The sequence below is a fragment of the Flavobacterium oncorhynchi genome (genome assembly GCF_002217355.1).
Taxonomy (GTDB): Bacteria; Bacteroidota; Bacteroidia; order Flavobacteriales; family Flavobacteriaceae; genus Flavobacterium; species Flavobacterium oncorhynchi.
Window position 1 is genome coordinate 243632 of the sequence record NZ_MUHA01000003.1, and the last position, 20019, is coordinate 263650.

The window sequence follows — 20019 nt, forward strand, 5'->3', positions numbered from 1 at the left end:
GAATATGAACCTAAATATAAATTTGAAAAAAAGTACTTTCCTAATGCTGACTTTGGCATTAGGGTTAGGAACATTAATAAGTTGTGATGATGAAACGGGTAATGCCAACGTTTTAATAGGAAGTAATATTGATGCAGCATTTACAGTAACTCCAGTTCAAGGAGCATCAAACACCTATCTTTTAGTTGCACAAACAAAAAACGTTATCTCTTCAAGATGGAATACCGGAGACGGTGAATATCCAGGAAAAATGAATGAGATCATTACATTGCCAGATGCAGGAACCTACACAATCACCCATACAGCAGTGGGTGCAGGCGGAGCTACAGGAACCGCAAGTTCTCAACTTGTAGTTGCAACCACTGATTTAGCAAAGGGAAATCTTGTAAAAGGCGGTTCTTTTAAAACAGCTGCAGATCAGGCTAACTGGAAAAAAGTTATTTATGAAGCAACAGGCGACTGGGTTTATAGTGATAAAGGAGCAACTGTAAGCGGAGGTCACGCCGGAATTTATCAAGCTATAGATGTAGTAAAAGACAAAGAATACACTATTGATATGGTAGTTTCGGGAGGTGCCTCTACAGATATGTGGTTTGAAGTTTATGCAGGCGAAAAAGATCCAGCAACAGTTTCTGGCGATTATAGCGACGGCGGAAAAGTAATGGGCTTAAATACTTGGGATGGCTGCGGTAAGAACCCTGTTTCGGGTAAATTATCATCTATCGGGTGTACTAAAAATGCAAAACTAGATGCTGTAAGCAATGTGGTTAAATTTAGTACTACAGGAAAAATATATCTAATGATTAGATGCGGCGGTGGAATCGCTCCAGGCGGAATTACCATTAAAAGTGTCGAATTAAGAGGAAAGTAAGTTTAAGTTAAGTTTAAGTTTGGTTGCAAATAGCCCATAATCATTTATGAGTATGGGCTATTTTTTAAATCCTTAAACGGTCAGAAAAAGAGCTTCTGAAATAAAAACTTCTATTTAGAATTTAATAATTTAAGGAAAGAATGAAAAAAAATAGTTTAAAGATTCTGTGCTTTTTGTTCTCGCTGTCGGCACTTGCCCAGCAGACAAAAGCAAAGAAAGAATTTACAACCAACGGAAAGAAAGTTACGGTTTATACAACTGCTGAGAATACTAATTTAAGATTAACTTCAACAGATAATTTATCCTTTTCGGCAGCAAAACAGCCTCTGGAAACTGAAGTATCCGTTTTTGTTGAACCGTCAAAAAAATTCCAAACTTTTATGGGAATCGGCGGCGCAATAACAGACGCAAGTGCTGAAGTTTTTGCTAAACTTTCAAAAGAAAAACAAACAGAATTTTTAAATGCCTACTATGATAAACAAAAAGGAATAGGCTATTCTTTGCTAAGAACCACAATACAAAGTTCTGATTTTAGCAGTGAAAGCTATTCTTATATCAAAGAGGGTGACAAAGATTTAAAAACTTTTTCGATTGAACACGACAAACAATACCGAATTCCGTTAATCAAACAAGCCATTCAAACAGCGGGCGGTAAATTACTGACTTACGTTGCGCCATGGTCGCCAAATGCTTTTATGAAAAGCAACAAAAATATCTTGAAAGGCGGAACTTTATTACCAGAATACTACCAAACATGGGCAGATTTTTATGTAAAGTTTATAAAAGCATACGAGAAAGAAGGAATTCCAATTTGGGGAACCTCTACACAAAATGAACCAATGGCAACCCAAACTTGGGAATCATGTATTTATTCTGCTGAAGCTGAGAGGGATTTTATTAAAAATTTTCTAGGACCAACATTAAAAAAAGAAAAACTGGGTGACGTAAAAATCATTGCATGGGATCACAATCGTGATTTAATGAATTACAGAGCAAACGTAATTTATTCCGATCCAGAAGCATCAAAATATGTTTGGGGAATGGGGTTTCACTGGTACGAAAACTGGTCTGGCGGTTCATCAATGTTTGATAATGTAGCCAAAGTAAACGAGGCATATCCTGATAAAAAACTATTGTTTACAGAAGGCTGTGTGGAGAAATTTGATGCTAAAAGATATCAATTTTGGGCAAATGGAGAAAGATATGGAATTTCTATGATGAATGATTTTAACAACGGAACTGCGGGATGGACGGATTGGAATATTCTTTTAGATGAAAAAGGAGGGCCAAATCACGTTGGGAATTTTTGTTTTGCTCCAATTCATGCTGACACAAAAACAGGTGAGTTAATCTACACACCATCTTATTATTATATTGGGCATTTTTCAAAATTCATCCATTTAAATGCCGTAAGAGTAAGTACAGCAGTAAGCAGAAGCGGATTGTTCAGTACTTCATTTTTAAATACCAATGGTACAATGGCAACAATTGTAATGAATCAAACAGATAAAGAATTGAATTACAATTTAATTATTGGAGCTGAAAAAACAATCGTTAAAATTCCAGCTCACGCCATACAAACACTAGTTTACTAGGGTGTTTTAAGTAAATAAGAGGGTTGATTTGAATCATCCATTTCGACCCTCAATTTTTTTTGTATTTGAAATTGCTTTTTTTATGTAATGTAAAAGTGATTGTAAGTTATTTTATTACAAGTTGATTTGGTTGTAATATGTTGTTTATCAGGTTAAAAAAATGTAAAAATGAAACTAAACTTTAAAAACACAATAAAAGCACTGTTTTTCATATTGGCAGTATTTTCGCAAATAAAGTGCTCTTCGTCAAATGATGCTGCTGATCCCGCTCTGGTTTTACCGCCTGTTGTACCTCCAATTGTTGTTACAAACGATGTCGATTTTTGGCTGACAAAAGGAGATCAAAGTGTTTTACTGGCAAAACAATCTGGAACTTTAGGATTTGGAACCACATACAATATCTATCCAAATATTGAAGTAAATGCATCACAAAAGTATCAAACAATAGATGGTTTTGGCTATACGCTGACAGGTGGAAGCGCTGAAGTAATTAACCAATTAACACCAGCAAAAAAGAGTGCTCTTTTGCAAGAACTTTTTGGTTCAGGCGAAAATTCGATAGGAGTAAGCTACTTAAGAATTAGCATAGGAGCTTCAGATTTAAACGCATCTCCTTTTACTTATAATGATCTTGCGACTGGAGAAACCGATTTGGATTTGGTAAAATTTAGTTTGGATAAAGATAAAGCAGGAGTAATTTCACTTTTAAAAGAAATTTTAGCAATCAATCCTAAAATTTTAATACTCGCAACTCCTTGGTCTGCTCCTTTGTGGATGAAAGACAAAGACAGCTTTATAGGCGGAAAACTGCAAACAAAATATTATGATGCTTATGCTAAATACTTTGTGAAATACATTCAGCAAATGAAAGCTGAAGGAATTACAATTGATGCCGTAACACCACAAAATGAACCATTACACGACGGGAATAATCCTAGTATGTATATGTCGGCAGCAGAGCAGGCTGCTTTTATAAAAACAAGTTTAGGTCCAGCCTTTAAAGCGGCCAATTTAAATGTCAAAATTATTATTTACGATCATAACTGCGATAACATAAGTTATCCAAAAGCAATTTTAGCAGATGCAGATGCTTTTCCTTTTGTAGACGGATCAGCTTTTCATTTGTACGCAGGAGACATCAGCGCATTATCCAATGTTTACAATGCTTATCCAACAAAAAATGTGTATTTCACAGAGCAATATACCGCCTCAACAGGAAATTTCGGAGGAGATCTAAAATGGCATATGCGAAATGTAGTTATTGGTTCAATGAGAAACTACAGCAAGAATGCATTAGAATGGAATTTAGCCAACAACAGCAATTACGAACCTCATACTCCTGGTGGATGTAACACCTGCAAAGGAGCTTTAACGGTAACATCAATCGAAAATTTTCAGCGAAACGTTGCCTATTATATTATTGCACACGCTTCAAAATTTGTTCCAGCAGGTTCTGTTAGAATTGCTAGTAATACAAGCGGAAATCTTCAAAATGTGGCATTCTTAACCCCATCAGGTTCAAAAGTTTTAATAGTTGAAAATGACGGAACTGCTGTAGAAGTTTTCAATATCAAGTTCAATGATAAATGGATCACAACCTCTTTAGAAGCAGGTTCAGTCGCAACCTATACTTGGAAATAAAAATCAAGTAAAAAATAAAATAGTTTTCAAATGAAAAAAATAATAATAGCAGTACAGTTTTTGTGTTCGATTGCCGTTGCAGGACAAGGTTTTTTACATAGAGATGGGCAGAAAATTGTTGATGGCAACGGAAAGAATATTCTACTAAGAGGACTTGGTATAGGCGGGTGGATGGTACAGGAAGGATACATGATGCAGACACAGCCCTTTGCCAGTCCGCAATATATAATAAAACAGAAAATTCAGGATGTTATTGGCGAGCAGGGAACAAAAGAGTTTTATGCGGCTTACAAAGCAAACGGATTAACAAAACGAGATGTAGATTCTTTAGCAGCATGGGGGTTCAATTCGATCCGTCTGCCAATGCATTATAATCTATATACACCGCCAATTGAAGAAGAAAAAAATGGTGAAATCACTTGGATAGAAGAAGGTTTTACAATGACAGATAATTTACTGAAATGGTGTGCCGAAAACAAAATTTATCTTATTCTAGATCTACACGCAGCTCCGGGCGGACAAGGAAATGATGCTGCAATTTCTGATTACGATACGACAAAACCATCATTATGGGAAAGTGAAGCCAATCAGAAAAAAATGATTGCTTTATGGAAAAAACTAGCTTCTCGTTATAGAGACAATCCATGGATTGGAGCGTATGATATTATTAATGAACCCAACTGGAATTTTACAGGAACAAATAAAAATGGCTGTGATGAAAACTCAAACGGACCTTTGAGAGATCTAATGGCTGCTGTTACAAAAGCAATTCGTGAAGTCGATACCAATCATTTGATTTTTATTGAAGGAAACTGCTGGGGAAATAATTACAATGGAATTTTTCCTTTATGGGATGATAATATGGCATTGAGTTTTCATAAATATTGGAACTATAATACTAAAGAATCAATCCAGAAAATGCTTGATTATAGAACACAGTACAACGTGCCAATTTGGTTAGGAGAAAGCGGAGAAAATTCTAATGTTTGGTTTAAAGATGCACTTACGCTGATGGAAACCAATAATATTGGATGGGCATTTTGGCCAATGAAAAAAATCGAAAACATTGCAGGAGTAACCTCAGTTACTAAAATTCCAGAATATGATGTTTTACTGAAATATTGGAAAGACGGCGGACAAAAACCAACAGCAGATTTTTCTAAAAAAACATTAATGAAAATGGCAGATAATTACAAAATGGAAAACGTAACCGTTAAACCAGATGTAATTGATGCGATGTTTAGACAAGTACACACAAATGATACTAAGGCGTACAAGAAAAATATAATTCCCGGAAAAATTGCAGCAACACATTATGATTTAGGAACAAACGGTTACGCATACTCCGATAAAGATTTTGTGAACTACAGAGTTGAAACTAACAAATTTGAAGATTGGAATAAAGGAAACACAATGCGAAATGACGGTGTAGATATTCTGCCATGCAAAGACTCAGGATCAAACGGTTATCAAGTTTCATTTATTGAAGACGGCGAATGGCTGCAGTTTACTGCCGAAGTTAAAAAGCAGAATAAATACAATGTTGCTATACGATATTCAAGTGAAAAAGCAGAAGGCAGAATTCATTTAGAAACCGAAAAAGGAACATCAAAATCGATAACATTACCAGCCACCGGAGGAAATGAAAAATGGAAAACCATAATCTTAACTGATGTCGAACTGAATGCAGGACAAAACAAAATTAAAGCCGTTTTTGAAAAAGGAGGTTTTAATTTAAACTATTTAGATTTTTCGGAGAATAAAAAAGGAAATTCAAAAAAGTAAAAAGAAATATCAATTTTCTTGTTTAAGAAACAAAATAAAACGTGATGATATATTTAATATTGATTATCCTAACGTATATAATTAACATAACTTTTAAATAAGTTTTTTTCTTTAAGGCTAAGGAAACATTAGCTTTACGGATCAAAATTTTTTAAATATGAAAAAGAAAAATACAATTGTTTTAGTGGTAATGATGCTTTTAGTGAGCGGAGCATTTTATGGTCAAAATTTAAAAATTATGACCTACAACATTCGTTTAAATGTTGCTTCAGATGGAGAAAATGCCTGGCCAAATCGTAAGGATTATTTCATGTCTCAAGTACAATTTTACAGCCCCGATATTTTTGGAGTTCAGGAAGCAACGCCAAGTCAAGTAATTGATATTGCATCAGATATGCCGAAATACAGCAAATTTGGAATAGGAAGAGAAGAAGGAGGAACTGGGGAAGCCTGCACGATTTATTACAAAAAAGATCGTTTTAAGCTTCAAGATTCTAATACTTTCTGGCTTTCAGAAACACCAAATGTAGTTTCAAGAGGCTGGGATGCCGCTTGTAACAGAGTTTGTACGTACGGACTTTTTACAGATTTAAAAACTAAAAAAACATTTTACGTATTTAATCTTCACCTTGATCACATGGGAGAAGTTGCAAGAGTTAAAGGCGTACAGGTAGTTTTAGAAAAAATAAAAACAATAAACACAAAAAAATATCCGGTGTTTTTAATGGGAGATTTTAATTCAGAACCCAACACACCTCAAATTACTGAAATCAAAAAAGTAATGGACGACACCAGAGATGTTTCAAAAGAAAAACCATTTGGGCCATCAGGAACTTTTAATAATTTCAAACACAATGAGCCTGTGACCTTATTAATAGATTACATTTTTATCTCAAAAAACAGCGGGCTTACAGTTCAAAAACATGCAGTTTTAAGTGATTCTAAAGATTTAAAATATCCTTCAGATCATTTACCTGTTCTAATAGAAGTAGATTAAATATGAAAAACATCAACAAAAAACTCCAAATTTTACTGTTACTGCCTCTTATTGCGGTACAGATAAAATGCGGATCTTCAAAAAATGTTGCAAGCAATTCAGGAAAAGCACAATCTTGGATTACAACAACAGATGAAACATCAAAACTTAAAAAACAGGACGATTTAGTTTTTAGTTCAGAAACTAATGCAAATCAAACCATTGAAGTAAATCCTGCTCAGAAATTTCAAACCATAGAAGGTTTTGGATTTTCGTTAACAGGAGGAAGTGCTCAAACAATTTTAAAACTGGATAAAGCAAAAAAAGAAGCCCTGCTTCAAGAGTTGTTTTCTAGAAAAAATGATGCCATTGGTTTAAGTTACCTGCGTATAAGTATTGGAGCTTCAGATTTGAATGAAAAAGTTTTTTCGTATGATGATATGCCAGAAGGGCAAACAGATTTAAAGTTGGAACATTTTAATCTTGGTCCAGATTTAAATGATGTTGTACCACTATTAAAAGAGATTTTAGTTATAAATCCACAAATAAAAATTATGGGTTCTCCATGGTCGCCGCCAGTTTGGATGAAAGATAATGGAAGCTCAAAAGGCGGAAGCTTACAGCCTAAATATTATCAGGTTTATGCCGAGTATTTTGTAAAATATATTCAAGCCATGAAAGAGCACGGGATTGTAATTGATGCCATTACGCCGCAGAATGAGCCATTACATCCAGGTAACAATCCAAGTTTATTGATGCTTGCAGAACAACAAGCAGAATTTATAAAAAATCATTTAGGTCCCGCTTTCGCGAAAGCAAAAATTAAAACCAAGATTGTAGTTTACGATCACAACTGCAATAAACCAGAATATCCTTTGACTATCTTAAATGATCCAAAAGCACTGCCTTTTGTAGCAGGTTCAGCATTTCATTTATACGAAGGAGATATCAGTGCCCTGTCTAAAGTTCACGATGCGTATCCAAATAAAGATTTGTATTTTACAGAACAGTACACAGGCTCAGGAAGCAGTTTTGAATCTGATTTGAAATGGAGTGTAAAAAATGTCGTGATTGGCTCGATGCGCAACTGGAGTGTAAATGCACTTTCGTGGGGATTAGCAAATGATGAATTTTACAAGCCATTTACACCAGGCGGATGTTCGACTTGCAAAGGAGCTTTAATGATTGATCAAAATCAAAATATAAAAAGAGAAGTAGGCTATTACATTATTGGTCACGCTTCTAAATTTGTACCAGAAGGATCAATTAGAATTGGAAGCAATATAAGCGGGAACCTTTATAATGTTGCATTCAAAACACCATCAGGGCAAATTGTTTTAATTGTTGAAAATGATGGAAATACAGCTGAAACATTCAATGTAAAATACAATCAAAAACAAATCTCAACTACTTTAAACGCAGGAGCAGTATCAACTTACGTTTGGTAATTAAAATAAAACACATGAAAACAACAACAACATTCCTCTTGCTGATGGTCACATTTTTTGCGGCTGCACAGCAGGAAACAATCGATCAGAAAGTAAATGCTTTATTGAAAAAAATGACTATTGAAGAAAAAATAGGTCAGTTAAATCAATATAGCAACGACAACTCAATAACAGGACCAATAACCATTAACCCAAATAAGCAGACCGAGATTAAGAACGGTTTAGTAGGTTCAATGTTGAATGTGACGGGAGTAGAATCTACTCGAAACTATCAAAAGTTAGCCATGCAATCCCGTTTAAAAATACCAATGTTGTTTGGGCAGGACGTTATTCATGGTTATAAAACAACATTCCCATTACCATTAGCAGAAGCTGCTAGTTGGGATTTAGAAGCCATAGAGCTGGCAGCAAGAGTAGCGGCTACAGAAGCAGCTGCAAGCGGAATTCACTGGACATTTGCACCAATGGTAGATATTGGGCGTGACCCACGTTGGGGACGTGTTATGGAAGGTGCAGGAGAAGATACTTATCTAGCCTCTAAAATCGCTTATGCAAGAGTTAAAGGTTTTCAGGGAAATAAATTAGGAGATTTAAACTCTGTTATGGCGTGCGTAAAACATTTTGCCGCTTATGGAGCCGCAGTTGGTGGAAGAGATTATAACTCTGTTGATATGAGCGAAAGAATGTTGTGGGAGACTTATTTACCTCCTTTCAAAGCCGCTTTAGATGCTGGTGCAGCAACATTTATGAATTCATTTAATGATTTAAACGGAATTCCTGCTACAGGAAATGTTCATTTACAGCGTGACATTTTAAAGGGAAAATGGAACTTTCAAGGTTTTGTAGTTTCAGATTGGGGTTCTATTGGAGAAATGGTAGCACACGGCTACTCAAAAGATCTTAATGCAGCAGCACTTTCAGCAATTACTGCTGGAAGTGATATGGATATGGAAAGTGTTGCTTACAAAAATAATTTAGCACAATTAGTAAAAGAAGGCAAAGTTTCAATAGGCTTAGTTGATGATGCTGTAAAACGTATTCTTCGCAAGAAATTTGAATTAGGTTTGTTTGACGATCCTTATAGATATTCTGATGAAAAAAGAGCAGAGAAAGCTTTAAATAATCCAGAAAACAGAAAAGCGGCGCTTGAAGTTGCTCAAAAAAGTATCGTTTTATTAAAGAACGAAAATCAAACATTACCACTTTCTAAAAACCTAAAAACAATCGCTTTTATTGGACCGATGGTAAAAGAGTATAAAGAAAATATGGGTTTTTGGTCTGTAGAATTACCTAATGTTGATTACAATAAATGGATTGTTTCGCAATGGGATGGTTTACAGAATAAAGTAGGCAAGAATACTAAATTACTTTATGCAAAAGGCTGTGAAGTTGAAGGCGACAGCAAAGATGGTTTTGCAGAAGCTGTTGCAACTGCAAAACAAGCTGATGTTGTTATTTTAAGTATTGGCGAAAAACGCGACATGAGCGGCGAGGCAAAAAGCCGAAGCGATATTCATTTGCCAGGCGTTCAGGAAGATTTAGTAAAAGCAATTCAGGCAACAGGAAAACCAGTTGTAGTTTTAATAAATGCAGGAAGACCTCTTGTTTTTAATTGGACAGCAGACAACGTTCCAGCGATTGTTTACACTTGGTGGTTAGGCACAGAAGCAGGAAATGCAATTGCAAATGTGTTATTTGGAGATTACAATCCGTCAGGAAAATTACCAATGACATTTCCTAGAGAAGTAGGGCAGATTCCTATTTATTACAACCATTTCAGTACAGGAAGACCAGCCAAAGACGAAAATCAAAACAATTATGTTTCAGCATATATCGATTTAAAGAATTCACCTAAATTCGCTTTTGGACATGGATTGAGTTATACTAAATTTGATTATTCTGGATTGAAACTTTCTTCAACAAAAATGAAAAACAACGAAACAATTAAAGTTTCATTTCAATTATCAAATGTTGGAAAAGCAGCTGGAGATGAAGTAGTACAATTGTATTTAAAAGATAAATTTGGATCTGTGGTTCGCCCAGTTTTAGAATTAAGAGATTTCCAAAAAGTAAAATTAAATGCGGGAGAATCAAAAACAATCGAATTTACAATCGACAAAGAAAAGCTTTCTTTCTACAATGATAAATTAGAATGGACTGCTGAACCAGGAGATTTTGAAGTAATGATTGGAGCTTCATCAGCTGATATTAAACTAAAATCAGATTTTGAATTAGTGCAGTAATATAGAATGTCAATTAGAATTGGCGTTATGGATTTTATAAAGAGGCTAAATTATTTTAAAACCGTATTTATAAAATCCATAGCGCCAATTCCTTTGTATGAAGCATACAATGCTTTGTCAAAAGCTTCACGTTTTGCTTTTTTATCTTTAGCCTCTGTTTCAACGATCATTTCATTAAAAATTCTTTCCTGCTCTTCACTGTATTTTAAAGAAGCTTCCAAAAGATACGTTTTAGAAACAAAACCAAAAGAACTCCAGATTTTATCTCTAATTTTTGAATTGATTTTTTTTAACGGATTAGTGGTCATATTCTCCATCATTTTCTTCTAAATTTTGTTTTCTGAGATAAGAACTATAAGTGGTATAAAAGCAGTTCTTTCTCTTTCTTTTTTTGATTGTTTTTCACAATCAATCATCAAATGTGTTATTATGACGCAATGTACTTGTTTTTTTGATTTTATTTTTAATTTTAACAAAAATTGTGATTTATACACTTTTGTTTTTTTTCTGATTTTAAAAATGGATAAATGCGATTTGTAAAAAATGAAGTAAATTGCGTACACAATTGAAACTAAATGTCGTATTAATTATAAAATCAATGCTGAAATCAATTTTAGAAAATAATAAAAATTACCAGCCGGGATTGTCAATTGATAGTGTGATTTTTGGTTTTCATGATAACCAATTGAAAGTGCTGCTGATTAAAATTCCGCACAACGAAAAATGGTCTTTACCAGGCGGATTTATTCCAATTGATCAGGATATTGATACGGCAGCGGTTACCATTTTAAATGAAAGAACAGGAGTTGAAGGTGTTTTTTTAAGGCAGTTTGCTACATTTGGAAAAACGAAGCGAAATGATAATCATTTTGGGAATGAAATTTTAAAACATTTAGATATTGATCCCGAACAAGGAAAATGGCTTACGCAGCGTTTTGTAACAATTGGTTATTATGCCTTAGTAGATTTTCTAAAAATACTTCCTAATCCTATTAACAGAAACGAAGTTGTAGAATGGATCGATCATAAAGAAGTTCCAGATCTTATTTTAGATCATCGGGAAATTTTAGATAAAGCTCTTGATACCTTAAGAATAGAGCTGAATTTAATGCCCATTGGATATAATTTATTACCAGAGAAATTCACGATTCCAGAACTGCAAAAATTATACGAAACGATTTTAGATAAAAAACTAGATCGCAGAAATTTTCTTAGAAAGATAACTAATATTGGAATTCTGGTTAAACTTGATGAAAAGAAAAGTAATGTTGCCCACAAAGCACCAAATTTATATTCTTTCGATAAAGAAAAATACGATGAGGTCTTGAAAAATGGATTGAATCAAGGTTGGTAAAATTTGTTAAGTCTGATAAATAATTTGCGATTATGGTGTCAATTGAAACATTCCGAAAATTAGCTTTATCATTTGAAAATGCGGCCGAAGAACCACATTTTGAAAAAACATCTTTTCGTGTCAAGAAGAAAATTTTCGCCACTTATGATGAAAAGAAAAACCACGCCGTTTTAAAATTCAATGAAATAGATCAATCTGTATTTTGCGCTTCAAGTGAAATGATTTTTTATCCAATACCTAATAAATGGGGAAAACAAGGCTGGACAATTGTTGAGCTTTCAAAAGTAAGACCTGAAATGTTTGCGGATGCTTTATTACTTTCCTACCAAAGTGTCGCTTCTAAAAAGAAGTAGAGTTTTATAACTTACCTGACAATAGTTCTAAAAGTTAAATTTACCCTTGGCTTCTGAGTAGTTTTTGTTGGCGGAAGCCGATGAAGCCAATGCGTTTGTGTTTCGTCTTTCATAACCAATAAACTTCCGTGTTCTAAAATCATAGCAACAACTTCTTTAGTTTCCTTATGTTTGAAAGCAAATTTACGTTCAGCACCAAAACTTACAGAACCAATTGCTCCGTTTTTTTTCAAATCCTTTTCAGCGTCGCTGTGCCACGCCATTCCTTCATCGCCGGAATGATATAAATTGAGTAAGCAGGAATTGAAAGTTTCTCCTGTTTTTTCTTCTATAAAAGTTTTTAGTTCCAGTAATTCCTTTGTCCAAGGAAGCGCTTTTTTTGTCGTATTCGAATATGTGTATTCAAATTCCTTATCACCATACCAAGCCACCTTTCTTTTGGTTAAGATTAATTTTCCAAAAATGATCGCTTCATCATTTTTCCATTCGATCGTATTCAATAGAATATCACGATAAAAATCGGCTTTTTCTCTCGAAAACAATTTTCCATAATAATTAACCGTACCATCCTTAGGAAGCAGATTTGTTGTTTCGTTTATTTGAGGATTAAATAAGTCCATTTTTCCATTTTTGATATTCGAGTTTCATGCAATGTCCGCAAGGTCTGAAACCATTTTGTTTAGCTTCGTTTTCTGAAGAAAAGAAAACCCGATTTTCGCGTTTCATTCTTTTTCCGGAAGAGCATTTCAGTGTTCCGTAGATCTTTAGTTTTTGGTTGCCGCCGAAACAAATTTCGCCTTTTTTAATTTTATTTCGAAGGTCTGAATCTGAAATTTTAGAATGTTGAATCATTTCTTTTTTAGTTGCAGAGGTTCAAAGTAACAAAGAGACAAAGGTTCTCAATCTTTGTGCCTTTGAACCTTTGTCTCTTTGTCTCTTTGTCACTTAATTTAACGCATCATGAAAAATAATTCCCAGCGTATATCTTTCACCAGATTGAACCTCGCTTACTCCATGTTTCATATTAACACGATAATACCCTTTTGACCCTTTTACAGGTCTAAAATTGGTTGTAAAAACCAAAATATCTCCCTTTTTGGGTTTCAAAACAATAGCCTTAGATTGTGCTCTTGGCGTTTGCTGTGTAAGAACAAATTCGCCGCCGGTAAAATCTTCATCTGGTTCAGACAAGAAGAGTACAATTTGAATTGGAAAATAAATATCCCCGTATAAATCCTGATGGAGCGTATTAAAACCGCCTTTACCGTATTTTAAAATCAGAACTGTTGCTTTTAATTGATTATTATCGTGACACAGTTTTAATAGTTCTTCATGTTTATCAGGGAAGATTGTATTGATATTTAGAACTTTCATCCATGCATTTGCGATTGGGGCTAATTTGGGATAGACTGCAGAGCGAATGTTCTGAATTAAATCTGGAAGAGGATAATTGAAATATTTGTATTCACCCAGACCAAATCGATAGCGTTCCATTACAACCGTTTTTCGGTATAAAGCAGGATTGTCATAATCTAATTTTAAATCTTCACATTGTTCGTTATTAAGGACTTTTGGAAGGATTGCGAATCCATTTTCATGTATAGATTCGGTGATGCTTTCCCAGTTTTGAGAATCAATTTTTGATTGTATGTTTTGCATAATGATTTTTAGATTGAAATTTTTTTTGCCGCGAATTACACGAATTGCACCAATTTTTATTTTGATTGATAAAAATTAATTCGTGAGCATTCGTGTAATTCGCGGCGAATAAACAATACGTTAGACGCACTACTTTGCGTCTCTACGGATATGTTTTGTGTAATTTGGATTATAGATTTATCTGCGCGCCTTCCCAGCCAATTATGGCCGTTTTTCTCGTATTTCCCCACATATAACCGCCAAAGATTCCAGAAGATTGAATCACACGATGGCATGGAATTAAAAAAGCAACTGGATTACTGCCAATTGCAGTTCCAACAGCTCTTGAAGCATTTGGCTTCTCAATTTGATGTGCAATAGTGCCATAAGTTGAAAGCTGTCCCATTGGGATTTTTAGCAGCGTTTCCCAAACTTTCAATTGAAAATCGGTTCCTTTTAGATGCAGTTTTATTTCAGATAATTTGCTCCAGTCATTTTGAAATATAAACAATGCATTTTGCTGCACTAAATCTAGTTTTCTAGAGAAAGAGGCATTTGAGAATTTGTCTTTTAAAGCATTTAAGCCGTTTGTTTCATCTTCGGCGAAAGCCATAAAACAAATTCCTTTTGAAGTAGAGGCTACAATAATATTACCAAATGGACTTTCGGCAAAGCTGTAATTTATTTCAAGATTCCTTCCGCCGTTTTTATATTCGGCAGGAGTCATTCCTTCGATGTTTACAAATAAATCATGAAGACGGCTTGTTCCGGAAAGTCCTGTTTCGTAAGCTGTTTCAGAAACGGTTGCCTGATTTTCTTTAAGCAGTTTTTTGGCATGTTCCAAACTGGTATACTGCAAGAATTTCTTCGGACTTGTTCCTGCCCAATCGCTGAAAAGTTTCTGAAAGTGAAACGGACTTAAATGCACTTTTTCGGCAACTTCATCAAGATTAGGCTGCTCTTTAAAATTGGCTTTGATATAATCGATGGCTTCTGCAATACGATTATAATTAATGGTTTCCTGTGTGTTCATTTTCATTCAATTTTATAAGGCAAATATCGATTGGTTTCTGCAGGTATAAAATCCGAATCTTGCGGAGTTTTTTTAACCGCAAAGGGCACTAAGATTTACGCAAAGTACGCAAAGTTTTTTTTACGCAATATTGTCACCCTGAGCGAAGTCGAAGGGCAGAAAGTATGTCGACAAAGATTGGCACAAACCTGAAACTTGAAACAAAAAACTATAATTCTTTTTCCATTTTGTAATTAATAAGTATTTCATTGTAACGAATGTTTTTTTGTTCGGCTTTTGCAATAAATCCTTTTTTTTCAAAAAATGGTTTTGCTGTAATACTGATATCTGAAGTTATATTTTTGGAATATTGTTTTTTGGCTTCGAGCTCTAATTCTGTTAAAAGCTTATCAGCAATTCCTTGTCGTTGAAAATCTTTATGAATGTAAAAGAAGTCAATATAGTTTCCATCTTTTAACGTTCCAAAACCAGCGATTTGATTTTCAATAAGTACTAATAAAACAAATTGTGTTTCGATAACTTCAAGCCATCGTTTTTTGTTTTCTATGCCAGAAATCCAAGCTTTGATTTGTGCGGGATTATAATCATTCTTGCAGACAGATTGTATGGTTTCTATATACAATTGCTGCATTTCGTCTAAGTCTGAAAGTGTGCCTTTTTTGAAAATCATTAATTTGTTGATTTATTGTGATGTTTCATTTATCATAGTGTTGTATGATGAAAAATGATTTAATGCGCTGTAGTTTTAGAAAAAATATTAATTACAACAACTCCAATTATAATTAGGCTCAATCCAATTATGGCAGGTAAATCAGGGATTTCTTTAAAGAAAATAGCGCCAATAGTTGTAATTAAAACAATGCCGACTCCTGACCAAATAGCGTAAGCAAAACCAACCGGAATAGTTCTTATGGCAAAACTTAAAAAGTAAAATGCAGCAAAGTATCCTACGATTGTAATAATACTGGGAATAAGTTGAGTAAACTGCTCCGATTTTTTTAATGCAGTCGTGGCAATAATTTCGAAGACAATGGCGATAAATAAAAATAAAAAATTCTTCATAATTAAGTTTTTTTACAAAGTTACGTTTTGTACAAAGCAGGCAGCAATTATTTAAGTTTATGTTTTTTTGTAGAAACACTTATTAATTTATAACCATTTTCAGTTCTTAAAAACTCAAAATGATCCTGTCCAAAATCTGTTTTGTTTTTTGAATTGATGACAATATCCATAATAGGGTAAATCCAGTCTTTAGATTCATTACAATTATTGAAATACATTTCGTATTCGGCAGATTCAAAAATAAATTGATTCAAACCGTCGGCAGAAATGAAATAATCTGTTTTTGCAGTATTTAATTCTTGAAGTTTAAGTTTTAAAAAATTGTAATTATTATTTATGAACTTGTTTTTGGGGTTATTTATCCAGCCCATTGGTTCTTTCCAATAAGTAATTTTGTCAAAAGATTGTTTTAATATATTAGCTTTAGATAAATCTTTGAGCAAACTATTTGTCAGCCATTCTTTAAACTCTTTTTCAAAGTTTATAAACGAATAATAATGACCGTCAACTCCAAGAAAACACTCTCTTATTGAATCTTTACTAGGTACTGTCGATTTTTCTAGAGAATAAAAATTAAGGTTATCATTGTATGCAAAATCTTCAATTAAAACATTGTTATCGATGTCGATTAGAAACTCTTTTCCTCCAGTCCAGAAAAAGTGTTCACCATCTCTTACTTTTTCAGCATCTTTTAATCCTATAAAAATTCCATTTCTAACTTTAGTTAAATTGCTGTATACTGCAGGAATTACGATTTTACCTTCGCCATTAAAGATTCCCATTTTATCCGTTTTACGATCTCTAAATCTTATAAAACCTTCATTTTCACAATCTGGACCATTGTCAAAAATATATAAACTGTCTCGGCCAACAATTTTGCCTGTCTTGGTTAAATAATAACTTTCCCATTTTTGATTGTTTCCTTCCGTAACGGCTATAATATTCTCGAATTTATTAGCGATTGTAAATCCCATAAATTTTGGCTCAATTTTGATGATGCCGTTTTTATCTTTAAAACCAATATGAGTTGAATCTTTATCTGGAAATGAGATCCAGATATCATTGCTTTGAGCAAATACTGTTACGTTTAAAAAGAAGAAAACAGAAAAAAGAATACTCTTTTTCATAAGATTTATTTATCGTAAATGAATTTCTGATTCCTTATTTTTTGCTTCATCAAAGCAATCGCTGCATAACATTTTAAAATCAGCTTTAGCTTGAAAAACATCAGTCCATTCTTCACCATTATCCAATAGATATTGTTCACATTCTCCGCACCAAGCAATCTGTGGAAGATCTTCTTCGGCTTCTGAGTAGAAAAAGCCTGTTTTTTCGTCTGAATCTATTGCCATTGCAATATGAATACAGCCAAAAGACATTTCTTTTGAGCCATGTAGTTCACATAAAACATTTTCGATCATTATTTTATAAAATTTTACTTTTTTGCAAGTTATTAGATTTCAAATTTAAGCATAAAAAAGAAAATTCTATTTTTAGTTACAGCGTTCTATTAAGGGTTGAATGAGAATCCAACACTAAAAAATAATCGTACCTTGTCTATATTATTTATCCAAGAAGTATCAAAATGAATAGGGCCTAAAATCGATTGATAAGAAATAGAAGCTCCTCCAGATAATACAAGACTTGGGTCAAAGCCATCATCCCATTTTCCTTTTGGACTAAATGCCTTATTTATGTATTTATCAAAAGATTCAAAACCAACAGTTGCGATATTAAAATGTGGAGTCAGGTAGATTTTTCCCATAAGATTTATTTGAGAAGCAATTTTTAAGCCCATATATTGAGAAACATTGAGTTCGTCTTCATGCAGACCTGGAAATGAAAAGCGATTACTGCCAGAACTTGGGATAATTCCTCCTACGAAATATTTTGCCGCATAACCAAAATCAGAAAACGAGATTTGATCGTCGCTAAGTTTATCCTCAAAAATAAAATAAGAATCAAACCCTATGATTCCCGTTATTTTTTTTCTTAAAAGAGCTCTTTTTTCAAAACTGAAACCAAGTTTTGTGTAACCATTGGTCGAACCAGATATGTGTGTTTGATCTGGATCGTTAAGAGAGGTATAGACATCTGTAAACAATGATCGGGTTACATTTGCTTTTAAAATTGTTCCGTTTTCAGCAAAGAAAACTTTATCCATGTCATTGTAGGAATAATGCATGTTTAGTTCTATGTTGTTTAATGAGTAATTCCTGATGTCGATCGAGTTAGGATTGTATTCTCTGTCATATTTTGGTTTTAAATTAGCGTATTGATAGTGTAAACCATAGCCAAAATAACTTTTTAATGAATTTATATTTCTATTGATTTCGTTATTAAATTCAACAGAATTATAAAGTACATTATCCGAAGCTTTGCCGTTAAAATAAATTTCTTGCCTTAATAAGGCTCCGTAAAGTTCAGATGACCACCACCAATCTCGGTTTTTTCCAAAATTTTTCTGATAATTAATTCTGACTTTTGGCTGTTCCGCTATATCTGCAGTTACAAGAAGGCGAGACGCTCTGGCAAGAACATTTCTGGCGGTGTAATTAAAAATGATTCCAACGCCACGGTAAGTGTCATAATGTACAGATGTGTTTAGTTGATTTTTGGCACGTTCATGACCAAAGATTGTAACCCCTAGTTTGTTTTCATCTTTGATGAAATAGTTATATGTAATCTCGTCAAAAAGATTAGTACCCATTGCTCTGTTAATACCTGCTATTAAATCTTTTGTGGTATATTTTACATGTGTTTTGAGATTCATTCTTCCTAATACCAGAGCAAGATTTTCCTTGCTTATTTTTTTGTAAATAATGGTATCAAGAATAATTTCTGAGGGCATTTGTGGTAATTCGTGAATACGTTGTTGATACCCTTTTAATTTTTCGGATAAGGCTATTAAAGCAGGAAGATTTTCATTTGTTGCAATTTTACCATCTTTATAGATTTCCGCACTATCGGCAAAATCTGCAGTCGAAAAACGAAGGTTGGGCATGTGATCTACTAAAATATCGCAGAGTTTTCTATTTGCTGGATTCTTAATATTACTAGGGAACATACTGGTTTGCGTTAATATGGTTATAACATTGTTCAGTTTGTCTATTGGTTCCAATCCGCCTCCAACATCACTGCCAATAATAATGTCAGCCCCCATTTGTTGAGCAACATCTGTAGGGAAATTATTTAAAACACCACCATCAACTAATACTGTTTTTTCGTACGACATAGGTTTGAAAATAGCAGGCAGCGACATACTGGCTCTCATTGCATAAGCTAAGCTGCCTTTGCTCAAAATAACCTCTTTTCCTTCAGACAAATCCGTAGCCATAGCTCTAAACGGAATCGAAAGGCTGTCAAAGTTTCTAATGTTATATACTGGGTAAGTTAATTCAGAAAGATATTCTCTTAGATTTTGATCATTTAATAAAGAGCCAATGCTGTTTAGTTTTTTGTTTTTAATCCCAATTCCAACTAAATATCTTTGAAATTCTCTTTTTTCCTCTACGCTGACAGATTTTAATGACTGACCGCCGCCAAGTAATTTGTCCCAATTAATGTTTTTGGTTAACTTTTCTATACTGTCACCAGAGTATCCCATTGCATATAAACCGCCAATGATACTTCCCATACTATTTCCAACAATAAGGTCTGGAACAATGTGTAAAGAATCTAGTTTTTGTAAAAGCGGAATATGTGCAATTCCTTTTGCGCCGCCGCCGCTTAATACTAAAACTACCTTGGGTTTCTTTTCCTGCGACAAAATAATTTGCGGGAGAGCAAGTAAAAACAAGAAAGCGAATAAATAAGATGTTTTTTTCAAGATTACAATGTTTATGTATTTGAGAAATAAGGGCTTATTTTTATTTTTAAAATTAAGGACTTATTTCTAAAAAGTAGAATTTTTTGATTAAAATGTTTAAACAGGCAATTTACTTATTCTGAAAAGCATTAAAAATAAAAAACCCTTACATTTCTGCAAGGGTTTTAATATTCAATTTATTTTAAGAAATC

The 20019-nt window shown here is 33.7% G+C and carries 19 protein-coding genes; 9 read left to right on the forward strand and 10 right to left on the reverse strand.

The annotated features are described in order from the left end of the window. The first annotated feature begins 4 nt into the window (after positions 1–4). The 7 genes from B0A75_RS02110 (at position 5) to B0A75_RS02140 (ending at position 10559) form a co-directional block, all read left to right on the forward strand. Complete coding sequence (locus B0A75_RS02110) at positions 5–871, forward strand: hypothetical protein (protein ID WP_123872301.1); 867 nt, start codon at positions 5–7, stop codon at positions 869–871. 140 nt (positions 872–1011) lie between these two features. After that, positions 1012–2466, forward strand: coding sequence for a glycoside hydrolase family 30 protein (locus B0A75_RS02115; protein WP_089052639.1), 1455 nt, complete (start codon positions 1012–1014; stop codon positions 2464–2466). 168 nt (positions 2467–2634) lie between these two features. Next, a complete protein-coding gene (locus tag B0A75_RS02120; protein ID WP_089052640.1) occupies positions 2635–4107 on the forward strand; it encodes a glycoside hydrolase family 30 protein in 1473 nt (490 codons plus the stop codon). A 30-nt stretch (positions 4108–4137) separates the two neighbouring features. Continuing rightward, positions 4138–5892 carry a cellulase family glycosylhydrolase gene (locus B0A75_RS02125; protein ID WP_089052641.1) on the forward strand — a complete coding sequence of 585 codons (1755 nt, stop codon included), beginning with the start codon at positions 4138–4140 and terminating at the stop codon, positions 5890–5892. A gap of 157 nt (positions 5893–6049) precedes the next feature. Further along, positions 6050–6889 carry an endonuclease/exonuclease/phosphatase family protein gene (locus tag B0A75_RS02130; RefSeq protein ID WP_089052642.1) on the forward strand — a complete coding sequence of 280 codons (840 nt, stop codon included), beginning with the start codon at positions 6050–6052 and terminating at the stop codon, positions 6887–6889. A gap of 2 nt (positions 6890–6891) precedes the next feature. Next, positions 6892–8316, forward strand: coding sequence for a glycoside hydrolase family 30 protein (locus B0A75_RS02135; protein WP_089052643.1), 1425 nt, complete (start codon positions 6892–6894; stop codon positions 8314–8316). 14 nt (positions 8317–8330) lie between these two features. After that, entirely contained in the window at positions 8331–10559 is a 2229-nt protein-coding gene (locus tag B0A75_RS02140; RefSeq protein WP_089052726.1) for a glycoside hydrolase family 3 N-terminal domain-containing protein, read from the forward strand. A 50-nt stretch (positions 10560–10609) separates the two neighbouring features. Here B0A75_RS02140 and B0A75_RS02145 read toward each other — a convergent pair whose 3' ends face one another. After that, positions 10610–10879 (reverse strand): hypothetical protein, encoded by a 270-nt coding sequence (locus B0A75_RS02145; RefSeq protein ID WP_241687377.1) that lies wholly within the window; start codon positions 10877–10879, stop codon positions 10610–10612. Positions 10880–11157: 278 nt separating this feature from the next. Here B0A75_RS02145 and B0A75_RS02155 point away from each other — a divergent pair, with 278 nt between their 5' ends. Then, positions 11158–11913 (forward strand): NUDIX hydrolase, encoded by a 756-nt coding sequence (locus B0A75_RS02155; protein ID WP_089052727.1) that lies wholly within the window; start codon positions 11158–11160, stop codon positions 11911–11913. Between the two features lie 32 nt (positions 11914–11945). After that, positions 11946–12266 (forward strand): MmcQ/YjbR family DNA-binding protein, encoded by a 321-nt coding sequence (locus B0A75_RS02160; RefSeq protein ID WP_089052646.1) that lies wholly within the window; start codon positions 11946–11948, stop codon positions 12264–12266. An 11-nt stretch (positions 12267–12277) separates the two neighbouring features. On the opposite strand, the gene B0A75_RS02165 is transcribed toward B0A75_RS02160, so the two are convergent. The 9 genes from B0A75_RS02165 to B0A75_RS02205 form a co-directional block, all read right to left on the reverse strand. Then, a complete protein-coding gene (locus B0A75_RS02165) occupies positions 12278–12886 on the reverse strand; it encodes an alpha-ketoglutarate-dependent dioxygenase AlkB family protein (RefSeq protein WP_089052647.1) in 609 nt (202 codons plus the stop codon). After that, positions 12873–13118 (reverse strand): Ada metal-binding domain-containing protein, encoded by a 246-nt coding sequence (locus tag B0A75_RS02170; protein ID WP_089052648.1) that lies wholly within the window; start codon positions 13116–13118, stop codon positions 12873–12875. The genes B0A75_RS02165 and B0A75_RS02170 overlap by 14 nt, the downstream gene beginning before the upstream one ends. A gap of 93 nt (positions 13119–13211) precedes the next feature. Then, positions 13212–13925 (reverse strand): 2OG-Fe(II) oxygenase, encoded by a 714-nt coding sequence (locus tag B0A75_RS02175; protein WP_089052649.1) that lies wholly within the window; start codon positions 13923–13925, stop codon positions 13212–13214. Positions 13926–14094: 169 nt separating this feature from the next. Continuing rightward, the gene (locus B0A75_RS02180; RefSeq protein ID WP_089052728.1) at positions 14095–14937 is read right to left on the reverse strand and encodes a bifunctional helix-turn-helix domain-containing protein/methylated-DNA--[protein]-cysteine S-methyltransferase; all 843 of its coding nucleotides are present in this window, start codon (positions 14935–14937) and stop codon (positions 14095–14097) included. A 208-nt stretch (positions 14938–15145) separates the two neighbouring features. Beyond that, positions 15146–15607 carry a GNAT family N-acetyltransferase gene (locus tag B0A75_RS02185; protein WP_089052650.1) on the reverse strand — a complete coding sequence of 154 codons (462 nt, stop codon included), beginning with the start codon at positions 15605–15607 and terminating at the stop codon, positions 15146–15148. Between the two features lie 59 nt (positions 15608–15666). Further along, positions 15667–15999 carry a DMT family transporter gene (locus tag B0A75_RS02190; RefSeq protein ID WP_089052651.1) on the reverse strand — a complete coding sequence of 111 codons (333 nt, stop codon included), beginning with the start codon at positions 15997–15999 and terminating at the stop codon, positions 15667–15669. Positions 16000–16046: 47 nt separating this feature from the next. Beyond that, complete coding sequence (locus tag B0A75_RS02195; RefSeq protein ID WP_089052652.1) at positions 16047–17126, reverse strand: hypothetical protein; 1080 nt, start codon at positions 17124–17126, stop codon at positions 16047–16049. Positions 17127–17135: 9 nt separating this feature from the next. After that, positions 17136–17420, reverse strand: a complete 285-nt coding sequence (locus B0A75_RS02200; RefSeq protein ID WP_089052653.1) for a hypothetical protein — start codon at positions 17418–17420, stop codon at positions 17136–17138. 89 nt (positions 17421–17509) lie between these two features. Continuing rightward, the gene (locus B0A75_RS02205) at positions 17510–19828 is read right to left on the reverse strand and encodes a patatin-like phospholipase family protein (protein ID WP_089052654.1); all 2319 of its coding nucleotides are present in this window, start codon (positions 19826–19828) and stop codon (positions 17510–17512) included. Between the last annotated feature and the right edge of the window lie 191 nt (positions 19829–20019).